The sequence below is a fragment of the Streptomyces albidochromogenes genome (assembly GCF_005981925.1).
Taxonomy (GTDB): domain Bacteria; phylum Actinomycetota; class Actinomycetes; order Streptomycetales; family Streptomycetaceae; genus Streptomyces; species Streptomyces albidochromogenes.
On record NZ_VBVX01000211.1, the window covers coordinates 1 to 11,919 of the forward strand.

At 68.8% G+C, this 11,919-nt stretch carries 9 protein-coding genes; 4 read left to right on the forward strand and 5 right to left on the reverse strand.

Annotation, left to right across the window (positions count from 1 at the left end; translation table 11 throughout):
- From E2E34_RS23810 to E2E34_RS23825, 4 genes are all read left to right on the forward strand, one after another.
- The coding region (locus E2E34_RS23810; protein ID WP_138903959.1) for a toxin glutamine deamidase domain-containing protein at positions 1-2,094 on the forward strand (2,094 nt) is incomplete at its 5' end.
- A 41-nt stretch (positions 2,095-2,135) separates the two neighbouring features.
- On the forward strand, positions 2,136-4,373 hold the full coding sequence (locus E2E34_RS23815; protein WP_167518365.1) for an SUKH-4 family immunity protein: 2,238 nt from the start codon (positions 2,136-2,138) through the stop codon (positions 4,371-4,373).
- Positions 4,374-4,579: 206 nt separating this feature from the next.
- The gene (locus tag E2E34_RS23820; RefSeq protein WP_244316030.1) at positions 4,580-6,376 is read left to right on the forward strand and encodes an amino acid adenylation domain-containing protein; all 1,797 of its coding nucleotides are present in this window, start codon (positions 4,580-4,582) and stop codon (positions 6,374-6,376) included.
- Between the two features lie 53 nt (positions 6,377-6,429).
- Positions 6,430-7,737: an SUKH-4 family immunity protein gene (locus E2E34_RS23825; RefSeq protein ID WP_138903961.1), complete on the forward strand. Its 1,308-nt coding sequence runs from the start codon at positions 6,430-6,432 to the stop codon at positions 7,735-7,737.
- A 102-nt stretch (positions 7,738-7,839) separates the two neighbouring features.
- Here E2E34_RS23825 and E2E34_RS23830 read toward each other — a convergent pair whose 3' ends face one another.
- The 5 genes from E2E34_RS23830 to E2E34_RS23850 all read right to left on the reverse strand — a co-directional run bounded on the left by E2E34_RS23830 (position 7,840) and on the right by E2E34_RS23850 (position 11,436).
- On the reverse strand, positions 7,840-8,256 hold the full coding sequence (locus E2E34_RS23830; protein WP_138903962.1) for a hypothetical protein: 417 nt from the start codon (positions 8,254-8,256) through the stop codon (positions 7,840-7,842).
- Positions 8,257-8,377: 121 nt separating this feature from the next.
- The gene (locus E2E34_RS23835) at positions 8,378-9,037 is read right to left on the reverse strand and encodes a hypothetical protein (RefSeq protein WP_138903963.1); all 660 of its coding nucleotides are present in this window, start codon (positions 9,035-9,037) and stop codon (positions 8,378-8,380) included.
- A gap of 50 nt (positions 9,038-9,087) precedes the next feature.
- A complete protein-coding gene (locus tag E2E34_RS23840; protein WP_138903964.1) occupies positions 9,088-9,792 on the reverse strand; it encodes a hypothetical protein in 705 nt (234 codons plus the stop codon).
- Between the two features lie 37 nt (positions 9,793-9,829).
- Entirely contained in the window at positions 9,830-11,110 is a 1,281-nt protein-coding gene (locus tag E2E34_RS23845; RefSeq protein ID WP_138903965.1) for a putative T7SS-secreted protein, read from the reverse strand.
- Positions 11,110-11,436, reverse strand: coding sequence for a DUF6317 family protein (locus tag E2E34_RS23850; protein WP_138903966.1), 327 nt, complete (start codon positions 11,434-11,436; stop codon positions 11,110-11,112). The genes E2E34_RS23845 and E2E34_RS23850 overlap by 1 nt, the downstream gene beginning before the upstream one ends.
- Positions 11,437-11,919: the final 483 nt, after the last annotated feature.

Genomic DNA, 11,919 nt, shown 5'->3' on the forward strand with positions numbered 1-11,919 from the left:
GAATCAACCACCCCGCACCAGGACCCGAGGCAGCCCGCGCCGCCCAGGGACACTCCGACGCCCGCCCAGACGCCGACGGCGACACCGAGCCCGGCCACGCCGGACGCCACCACCCCCGGTCAAACGCCCGAAAGTGCGCCGTCGCCGAACAGCAGCACCCCGAGCACCCCCCACCAGTCCGAAGCCACTTCTACGTCGGCCTCGGCCACACGCGACAACACACCCCCGGGCGGCGTCACCGATCCGACCCGCGCGGAGCAGGACGCCCTGGAGAACTCCGTCCCCCGGGACGAGAACGGCGACCCCACCCGCCCGCCGGACCCGGCGGACGGCCCCTGGGTCCAGAACATCAACGGGGACGGGCCCAACACCCCCGGCCGTAACAACAACTGTGTCGACACCGCCCTGTCCACCGTCGACACCTACTCCGGCAACCCCACGGCCGCAGGCGCGCGCACCCCGGACCTGGATGCGAACGGCAACCCCTCGGACCGCGGCGAGAAGGGCGGCCGCGACCGAATAGAGAACGCCCTCGGCGCCCGCTTCAGCGACATGGGCAACGGCCGCGACGCGTTCAACCGCCTGGAGAACACCCTCCGCCAGAGCGGCCACGGCTCCCAGGCCGTGATCATCACCCAGGACGCGAACGGCCGCGCCCACGCGTGGAACGCCGTCAACCACAACGGCAAGATCACGTACATCGACGCCCAGACGGGCCGAACCAGCCCCAGCCCGCTGCACAGCGGCAACAACGGCGTCTTCGCGATCCCCCTGGACTCGAACCGCCGGCCGGTGACGCCGGGCACGGGCGATCACTCGCGCCCGGCTTCGCAGCAGAGGCCCGTCAGCAGCACGCCCAATGCCGGCGAAAGCACAGACCGTCGCGCTCCGGAGGCCCCCGCAGGAGCCGCAACCGAGGGGAGCACGACCCCCGAGCGGCCGCGTGGCAGCGCTGAGTACGACACCGTGCAGAAGCCGGACGACACGCACTACAACATGGTCCCCGAGCCGTCGCAGGCGCACCTCCGGGAAACCAATGAGGTCCTGCAGACGGACCTCAAGCCGGTATACGACAAGCTGAAGGAGTGGAGCACCAATGGTGAACTTCGTTCCCTCCTGCGCAACGGTCTCGCCGCTGAGCAAGGTGGCATCCGCAAGGAGACCCTGATCGCCGCCCTGCCCGGCTTCGGCAACATGACTCAGGGGCAACAGGGCGCTGTTGTCGCGGCGCTGGCCCGCATGGATCTGCGCTTCCATGCGACGAGTTCGGTCGGGATCGCACTCGACCCCGCAGCCGCCAATCCGAACTCGCCCACCAACTTCACTCCGACTACGGACGACCCCGACAAGCTCGAGCGTTCCAAAGCGGCCCGTGAGACCATCCAGAAGCTCATGGACAAAGCGGGCATAAAATCGGGTGGCGTGCACTACCACAACAGGCGCGACATGCCTAATCGGGCTGGCCTGGAAGCCGCGATCGCCAATCGCATCGACGACGGCCAAGGCCTGACCGATAGCGAGATCACGGACGCAGTAGCGCAGGAACTGAAGGCGTTGGAAGAGCACAAGGGCGACTGGTCACGTAAGAACTATGCAGTGGTTGAGGTACGCGACCCCGAGAACAAGAACGAGATCCGGTACGTCGTGGACAGCTCACTGCCGATGAGCCAACCCTGGGGCTCGGGCGTCCACTCAGAGCCACACGCCATGGACTGGATACAGTCGGTGAATGAGAGGCGCGAAGCCGCCGGTCAGCAGCCGTTCGAGCCCATCAGCCTGTATACCGAACGCGAGCCATGCGGCCACGCCTCCGGAAACGACTGCTCCGGTTACCTGGCGAACGAAGTCGAAGACGGCAAGCCCGACGACGAACTGGGTGAAGGCGAGAAGAAGAACAAGCTCCGCATTCACTACGGTGTCGGTTTCCGCAGGAGTGTGATCGACGAGAACGCGGACCTCACTCGGGACGACGGCACCACGGCGACAACCGCCGAGGCCAAGGACGAGGCTCGGGCTAAGTTCAAGAGCGATTTCAACAACTACGTGAACAGGCTGAAGGGCATCTGGGACTCCAATGCCAGCTCTGGCCAGTAATACCGACGCACGCATCACCGCTCATGGAAAGGATCGACCCAGTGCCCGAAATCAACGATGAGGACTGGGCACGCATCGAGGCGTGGCGGGAGCTGCCCACCCGGGCGCGGCAGGTGTTCTCGGTCCTCGGTCCGGCCCTGAGCGGCAAGAGCGCTTTCGTGCGAGCGGTAGGCGACCGCTGGCCCAGCGCCTCCCTGATCGACTGTCGGGGCATGAGTGCCGATGCTGTGGCGACACGCATGCGCGATGAGTGCCGAGCCGCCCCGTCGGGTCGTCCCTGTGTCCTCCTCCTCGTCAATGTGCAGTACGCGGGCGAGGTGCTCACGTCGACGGAACCGGCTCGTGTGGCGGAGGTGCTCGCCCCAGGCTTCCGACGGTTCCAGGGCCGTGAGGTGTCCGTCATGGCCGAGTACGATCAGGAACCTATGGTGTCGCCCCCGTCGCCCGAGTTCCAAGTGGTCCTGCCCGCGCCCACTCGGGCGGCGACTGCCGAGGAGACCGGAGCGGCCCGCCTGCTGGGAGCGCTGTCCGCCGCCGAACTCCGGCAAGTTCCGCTGTCTGTCTGGCAGCTGCTCTGCGGCGCCGGCGGTGTGCGAAAGATGGTGCCGGAACTCATTGCCTTTGCCGAGCGGCGAGCAGATGTCCTGGTCCTCGACGAAGCCCGGTCATCGGTCGCTTTCCGTTCCGACGCTCTTCACCACGCATGGCGACTCAGATCGCCCTGGGTTGCCGCCGATCAATCCCGGTTCGTAGAGGCGCTGGTGGCCGCCCTTGACGTGGGCGGGCCAGGCCCGTGGGGCCGCAGGGGCCCGGTGGGCGAGTACGCCGCACAAGCCCTGCCGCTGCATGCGGCGCTCGCTGACAAGCTGCCCCGATACTTGGAGGACGGGCGACTCCTGGCACAGTGCACAGCGTCCGCCCTCCACGAGGCAATCGCCGTCGCCTACCCCGGCGGTGTGCCCTATGGAAGCGTGGCAGCCATGCTGCACTACATGGAAGCACAGGGCATCGCTCCCTCAGCACAAGGCGAGTGGGCGGCCTGGCTGCATCACGGGGCACTCAGCGCGGGGCGGGGCGAGCTGGCCGAACAGGTACTTGCTTCGGGGGTTCCGCTGCCGTGGCGGACCCAATGGAGCCGCTGGCGCCCCGTGGGCGTCTTCGGCCGCGTCTCGGACGAGGCCGGTCGCGTTGACGAACTGGGTGCGATGCCTGGTGGAGCAGGCCTGAGTGTGGTCACTGCCCGGGACACGACCACTGGCCGAAATGCTCGTCCCAAGCCACGATACGTCCGCCAGGAGTGGCACCCAGCAACCGGTGAGCCTCTCACTGAGCCGGTATACGTGCGTACTGCCTTGGCGGAGGGCCATGCTCCCTGGAGCAACGCTCACGGGTCTCCGAGCTCAGATGCGCCCACCGTCCCTTTCGCTCGACACACCGATACTGGCTGGCAACAGGATTCCCCAGGTATCACGCCTCCGCCTCGCTGCCCGTCCGCGGTGACGCAGGGAGTGCATGTCGGCGGGCTTTGGGTACTTGCCGGCACCGCGGGCCTCTTCGCTGTGTCCGTCGACGCGCCGGACACCCCCGATCTGGCCGCTTACCGTAAGCAGCCCCTCGTCGCCACCCACGCCCACTCCGCTCCCTGGCCTCTGCCACCGTCCGCGTCCGCCGCTCTGCGTGGTCATGGCCTGCGGGACTGGCTCGAGGAGACGTTCGGTCCAGACACCTGCCATCGGTTGGCCGAACATCAGCTTCCTCAGGGTCTCAGCGCCCCGAATGCGCGAAGCTTCCTCCTTGAGACCGGCCTGCCCGAGATCAGCGACTTCTTGCACCTCGCCATCACTCCCAAAGACGACCGCCCGTTGACTGAAGTGACCTGGCCCGGCCGGGGACGCGATGTGCCCCGCCAACGCCGTGCCAGGAGCGAGGCGCCCAGCGGCGGTCCGTTCTATGAGCTTGGTACCTGGATGTACTCCAGACTGCTGCTCGACGGCAGCAGCGGTCGGCTCTACAGGGACACCACGGGTGGCTCGCCCGACCCCGTCGCCGGTAGCAGCCTCACCCAGTTCTTCGCCATGGTCCGGCTCTACGACGAGTTCCGCAGGACGCACTTCCCCTATTCCCCGGACCACAAGGACGCACAAAGCGCTCTCACGTTGTGGTGCCGACAGATTGACGGCGTCGCCGCCCGGGCCGAGGCCTGGACCCTCATCCTCGAAGGGTACGACTTCGAGGACAGCACCTGGGACTTGGCGTGCTATGGGGACGACTGGGTGTGACCGCTGGCCGCTGGCTCACAAGCCGGAGGCTCTCCACTGGAGACATAAGATCACTGAAGTGTGCAGATGTGCACTTACAGGAGGACGGACCGATGACCGGGACTAGCGACACCTACGCACCTCACCCCCACATAGGTGGCCGCACGGCGGCACTCCGTGCTCTCGCCGCGTGGCGGATGGAGTCGCCGGGTGCCCCGCGCGTCCTCGTGGTCACCGGTGAGTCCGGCAGCGGACGGTCGCGGCTGCTCAGTGGCTTCCTCATGCTGTGCGACCCGCAGTTCCGCAAGCGGCTTCCCCTGGAATCACTCGATCCGTCCATCGTTCCACCCGAGCTTCCGGCTCCCGCGGTGACCAACACGCCAGGGCTTACCGCGGTTCAGATACTCTGGCTGCTTGCCGATTACTTCGATCTCGGCGCAAGCAGCACGGGGGATGTTCTCACCAAACTGGCGGCCGTCGAGCACACCGCCGTCGTCGTCCCGGACGTCGACCGCGCAGGCCCCGTCCGAACAGACAGGGAACGGTCCCGCCTCGTTCGGGACGTACTCAACCCGCTGGCCGCGACGCAGACCGTGCGCCTTCTCACCGACGTACCACGCGAACTCGCCGCCGATGTCGTCGAAGGGCTGCCGGCCGGAGCCGCGCAGATCATCGACCTCGACGACCCTCAGTGGGCCGATCCCGAGGGCCTGGTGCGGCACGCCGAAGCGGCCTTGAATCCTCAGTCCGGAGCGCCCGAGCTGCCGTTCACCGTCGATCCCGCCCAGCGTCGCCGGCTGGCCGAGGCCATCGGTCGGCGGGCCGGGACGAACCACCTCGTCGTCCAGCTGGCTGTGCACAGCATCCTGACCGCGCCCGACACCTTCGACTCAACAGACGACCTCTACCTTCCGGCGTCCGTCGGCCAGGCCCTGGATCTGCACTCCCGCCGTCTCGGCAGTGACCCGCATACGCTGCGTCTGATGCTTTCTCCACTGGCCCTGGCAGAAGGCGCCGGGATCCCGGTTGAGCTATGGAGGCGGCTGGTGGTCGCCGTTGCCGGGCCGGAGCTGGCCGAGGCGATCGGGAGCGGCATCACTCTCGTTGCACCGTTCGTCGAACCTGTCGAAGACGAGGACAGGCGTACGTTGCTGCGTCTGCTGCACCCAGCCATCGGGGACGAGATCCGCGCGGGGATGGGCGACGTTCCCGCCGCCCAGTCCCGAATAGCCGTGGCACTGCTCGAGGCCGTTCCCGACCAGGACTGGAGCCGAGCCGATCCCTACGTACGCGACTACATAGCGGGACACACCCTCGAAGCCGGGCTCCTTCCCCAGCTGCTCACCGATCCAGGGCTCTTCGTTCACGCGGATCCGGTACGGCTGCGTGCGGCCATTGAAGCGGCACCGATTGAAGCACTCGGGGCCGCGGCCCTCACGTATCTCCGTATCGCTCCCCTGCTGACGCGTACCCAGGCCCCGGCCCAGCTGCGCGCCGCCCTGCTGGAGACCGCATTCGTCGAGGACGGTCTGCCCGAGTACGCCGCCGCGGTCCACCGGCTCGGCATCGACCTCCCATGGCAGACCCTCTGGAGCCTGCCGGTCCCGGGCATCCACGCGGTGACTGTCGGGAGGATCCCGGCGTCCGGCGACAATCCGGCGATCCCCGTCGCGGCACTTGCTGTCCCGGAGGGAACACCTGACGCGTACCCGATCGGGGCGCAAGGAGGGTCCTCGCTGCTGATCCGCGGCCTTGTCCAGCGAGCGCCCCTCGGTGACACGTCCCCCGAACGGATACTGCCGCCTTCAGAGGAGGAGCGCGCGTCTTCTCCGCTGGCACTCAGCGTGGGTGGGGACTACCTGCGGGTGTGGAACCGCGCCGACGAGACGGTCGTGGCCGCGCTTGTCTCCGACGTGCCCCTCACCGGCGCCGACCTCTCCCCGGACGGCATCCTCCTTGTCGCCACCGAGCGTGGTGCGAAGGCCCTGCGGATCCTGACGCCAACCACACCGATAGCCTCGTAGAGCCAACCCCACCAGCCAGAACCACCGCCGACGACCTTGAAGGAGCCTTCCGCGTGACCACCCAGGAGCAGGCGCTCGCCGCCGCCGACCGTTGGCTCAACCCCGAAGGCTCGGGGGCCCGCCGCGAGGTCAGGATGCGGGAGTTCGACCTCGGCTGGGTCGTGTGGGCCGCGCCCGCGCCGATGGAGCAGGACCCGGAGAGCGGGGAGCGGCGGCCGCCGGCCGAGATCGGGGACGCGTGCGGGGTCGTGGACCGGCGTACCGGTGAGCTGACGGTCTGGCCGTCGGTGCCGGTCGACGAGGTCGTTCGGATGTACCGGCAGAAGCACGGCGGGGACGGGGCCGACGCCCGTCCGGTGACGGGCCCCGGCAACACCTCCGTCTTCACCTACACCGACCCCGCCACCGGCGAGGAGACGACCCTTTTCCGGAACTCCGGTCCCGGCCTCCCGCCGTCCGAGCACCAGGCCGCCGCGGAGCTCCGGCGTATGGGCGTGCCGAACGAGAACGTGCTGGCCATCCACACCGACCTGCGCCCCAGCCTGCTCCCCGGCGGTTACACCGCCGAACTCCTCAACACGTACCGGAACGCCAGCCTCTCCTGCAGCCAGACGTACGGCGCCCGCCCCGAGGCCCGTGCCGAGGGTATCGCCGGACTGATCCAGCACGTCGAGATGATGCACCAGGTCGCCGGTCAGCAGCCCCCGCCGCGCCCCCACCGCATTCCCGCACCCACGCATGTGCCCCCCGTCGAGCCGTTGCGAGACGTGGCCCTCGGCCGCCACCTCACCGACGTCTTCGGCACCGACGGCGTACGCCGCTACGACGCCGACGACCTCGCGGCCACACCACTGCCGCAGGACACGCAGTCGCTGCTCACGTGGGCGGGGCTTCCCGTCGACGTACCGCTGTTCTTCGCCGCGGACCGCCCCGACGCTCCCCCCGTCGGCGGGCTGTTCACCGACGTGGCCACCAACCTGCGGGAGCGCCGCAGTCCGGCCGGCGAGGAGAAGATCGCCGCACTCGCGCATCTCACCCGTATCGGCTGGGACGGCGTCGCCGTGCTCGCCGTACAGTGCCTGCCCGGCCCGACGGAGCCCAACGGACTCGGCGCGGTCTGGGCGATCGACCCGGTCACCGCGTCGGCCCGCTACGTGAACATCTCGGCCGGCGCGTACGTCCGCTCCCTCGCCCTGCTCACCACCGTGCGGGAGCGGATGCAGGGGCTCGACCCGGTGGCCGCGGGCGCGGCGGTGGCGGAGCTGCAGGAGCAGCTGGTGGCCATCGACGCCACGGCGCTGGTGAACCCCGACGGCTGGTGGTCGCTGATCGTCGAGCAGATGTGGCACGGGCTGTTCTGAGCAGTCGCCCTGCCCGGAGCCCGCCGCCAGCCCCCAGCTCGTACGGAAGCGCGAAGCACAGCGGGGCCGGCAGGTCCGCCCGGCCCCGCCGGCTACGGATGCTCAGTACAGCGAGAAGCCGCCGCTGTGACGGCCCGGGCTCTTCTTGCGGGGCTGCTGCTCCTCGGCGCGCTTCGGCGCGTTCGGGTCCGAAGGCGCGCCGTCGCCCGCCGGCGCTTCGCCCTGCCTGATCTGCTCCTGCTCCTCCTCGGAGAGCGACTCCCACTGGTTGCGCAGCGAGGCCATGGGGCCGCCGCTCAGAGCGCGCACCGCCGTGGGGTCGTCCAGGGCGTCGCGCAGTTGGAGGCGGCCGGACAGCAGGTTCTTCGCCGTGTCCTGGAGCTCTTTGCCGGCGCCGCCGCCGTCGGCGAGCTTGCGCAGCGCGGAGTTCAATGAGCGGACCTGCTCGGGGTCGAGCGCTTCGTCCCACACGCCGCGGTCGGCGTCGGGTCCCTTGGGGTTCTGGGGCTGCTGGGCCATCTCGCTTCTCCTCACCTCTCGTCCCCCCAGTATCTCCCGCCGCCCCAAGTCGCCGCACGTGCCGCCGGACCGGACGGGCGGGCAGGCGGACAAGCGGGCGGCCGGTTGAGCGGACAGGTCGTCAGAAGACCCTGCGTGCGAGCCCCGCCCGCTCCGCCCGGGCGATGCGGTCCCGACCGGCCGACTCGCGCTCCGAGGCCAGCCTGTCCCACTTCTCGGGGTGCAGGAGCAGCAGCGCACCGCTGCCCGGCACGAAAGCGATGGCCCCGAACGGCAGGTCACCCGCCACCCACACGCCGTTCTCGATGCCCTCCGGCCACGGGTCGCGACGCCTGCCACGACTGGGGACTTCGAGCACGCGCAGCAGCGGAGACCTCGTGCCGTCGGCGTTCTTCAGTCTGAGCGTGAGTTCGGGGCGTCCCCTGGTGGCCTGCTTTCCGTCCTTCTTCACCACCTGCGGCCAGAACTCTTCGAAGGAGTACTGGCGCAACGCCTTGCGGCACGCGCGCGTGACGACGACGGCGGGCGGGAGCTTGTAGAGGAGGACGGCGAGGAGCCCCAGGATGCCGATGCCCGTGAAGGGCGCCGTGACGTACACGAGCCAGTGCCACGTGCCGTCGAACGCTCCCGACTGCACCAGCAACGGCGGAACGGCCGCCATGACCGCGAAGGTCGCACCGTACGCCAGGAACCTCCTGACCACACGGGAGGTCAGGCGCTTGCGCAGCTCCTCCGCGTTCACGGCCGCGGACGCGTGCTCAACCTGCGGTGCTTCCGGCATGAGTCTCCTTGGGTTACGGCCATTGCCGTTGGTCTCGGGCACTGCCATGGCTATCCGAAGTCGTTCCTGATGGCGTTCGTAGCGGCGGAGCCACGCCTGCCGCCGTCACCGCCCGGCTCGTCCCGGGGCGACGGGTCGGTGAACGACAGGGTGTGCGCCACGCCGAGCAGAACGTTTCTGTAGTCGTCGGCGAGGTCGACCGCCGCCGTCACCAGCTGCACCACCACGATGTCGGGCATGCCGCTGCCCGTCACCGCGACCGTGCCCTGCCAGACGACGTCCTCCGGAGGGACGCCGGCGGCCTCGGGCGGCCTGCCGGGTGCGACCGTACGCCGCTTCTTCTCGGCTATGAAGCCCGTTCCGCAGGGCAGCTCCAGCGGGCGCATGCCCTCGTCGGGGTTGTCGGCGGCGGTGCCGGCCATGCCGGCCAGTACGAGCTTCGCGTTGACCCCGGAGGCCGGGACGGTCGAGACGGTGAGTACGGAGGACACGGCTCCGCCGGCCTCGTCCGGGTGGAGCCCGATCGCGCACCCCTGCACCTGCTGGGCGTTCAGCAGGCCCACCACGCCGGTGTAGAACCGCACCACCTCTTCCGCACGGTCGCGCAGTTCGTCGGGCAGGCTGAGTACCTGCTGGATGAGCGCCACGACCCGCTCGAACGGCGGGTCGAGATCCAACCGCAGGTAGCCGTGCGGCAGTCCGTACCAGAAGGCGGGCTGCGGCTTGCTCGCCACATCCGCGTAGTGCTCAGTCACTTTTCAACCCGCTTCTCGCTTGCCGCGACACGCTCGCTCACAGCCATCCCAGAAGCCCCGCGATGCTGTGCGCGGTGGCAGCGGCCTTGGTGCTCTCCGCGGCGTTGTGCTCGCCGCCTTCCTTGTCGACCACGCCCAGGCTTTCCAGGGACGACACGACGTTCGCGGCCACATTGACGCCGTTGGCGGTGATCTCACCCATCAGCTTCGCCGAACCGGAGGCAGTTTCCCCTGCCGCGCGCCACGCATCGGCGACCTCGTCCGACGCGCTTTTCGAGAACGCGGGGACGATCTCCCTGACGAACGCCCCGGCCTTCTCCGTACCCGATACGGCTACGCCCATCCTGCCCGCCATGCCCACGCCGTCGGCCACCTCCTTCGCCGCCAGGCCCAGGGCCTTGCCGCCCGGAATCATGCCGACCGTGTCACCGGCGATGGAGGCCCATGCGGAGAACATGTCCATTCCGCTGCCGCCGCCGAACAGGTCGCTTCTGAATTTCGGATCGGAGAGGTTCTTCGACATGGACGCGGCGCTCGCCACGACCGCGATGCCGGCGAACAGCGGAGCCAGCGGCGTCGGGAAGAGCGCCAGCATGCCGGCGATGGCGCCGATCGTTCCGGCGTGCTCGTACAGGAACGCCCCGACGGCCTTGATGCCGTCCCAGATGGCGTCGACGGCCTTGCTCAGCCAGCCCGGTTCCTTGGGCGCCAGCTTGTCAGTGGCGTCGTCGAGCGACTTGGCGACCGTCTCGGCGTTGTCCGAGTGGGTGGTCTCCAGCGTCTTGGCCTTGGTGATGACGTCGTCGTACGCGCCGTTGGCCTGGTTCAGCGCGGTCGTCGCCTCGTTGAGGCTGCGCTCGGCCGCCCGCAGGCGCGCGGTGGCCGCGTCGGCCTCCTCCTGGGTGCCGAACTGCTGGCCGGCGAGCTTGAGGTCGGGGTGCCGGCCCGCCTTGTCGTACCGCTCCTTGGCCGTGTTGGCGGCGGACTTCTTCTCGGCGGCGGCCGCGTCGTACTTCTGCGCCAGGTCGCGGTTGGCCGTCAGATAGCCGTCCCAGTTACCCAACTGGGCGGATGCCTTCTCCAGCGACCGCGCGGCGTTCTTGATGTACGTCGGCAGCTCGCCGTCGATCGCCTCGCGGAACGCCTTGGCCGCGTCGCCTTCCCAGTAGCTGCTCTCACCGATGAGCTTCTGGAGCTGGTTGTGGCACGTGCGCAGTGCCGTGGCGGCGGTGGTGACCTTCTGCTTCAGCGCGTTGACTTCGCTCGGTATGCCGGGAACCGGATTCCATCCGAGGCTGGGATAGGGATTCACGGCCATTACTTCGCGCCCTTTCCACCCGAGGTGGACTCCTGAGCCATGTCGTTGAAGGCTTTCTCCAAGGCCTTTTCGACCTCTTCGTAGCCCTTCTTGTTCGACTTCACACCCTCACTGATGGCGTCGATCATCTTCTTGGTCTGCTCGGACCCGTACTTCCAGCGTTCCTGGAATCCGTCGCACGCCTCGTCGAGTCGCTTCGTACCGATCTGATCGGCACGGACGTGGTCCAGAGCGGCACGAGCCTCATCGAGATCGCGGACGCAGCCCTCGAGTGTCTTGAGGAACTCCCCCAGCTGATCTGTGTCTGCCTTGAAATGATCCCCCATGGACCGGAGTTCTCCCTCATCGACTACCGACGCATCACTGACAGGCGACTCTCGGAGCGGCCCCGAAGGATGGCAGCGAAGCGCACCCGGCGGCCGGCTCGGCGGGCCGGGCGGCGTGCGGGATCCACGACGTTTCCCGGCCAGGTTCCACAGGGGTGCGGCACGGGCCGCACTCACCCCTCAGCGACCAGGAAGCGGACTACAGCCCCCTGGTAACACCCACCCCATAAGTCACACAACACCCTACGACCTTCACGATCGCAAGGTCGCAGCCGCTCGCGACGGGTTCCGTGGAGAACTTGTGACCGGGCTTGTCGCTGTACGAGGTGTGCCGAGTCGTGGGGCGAATGTGAGGAGTACGGGTCCTTCGACCGGTTCGGGGGCGGGCAGCGAAATGCTCCCGGTGGCGCGGGACTGTCGCGGGTGTCGGAGTCGTCGACCTGCGCTGCGCGTTCACCGGGAGCTCGGTGTGCTGTCGGGGGG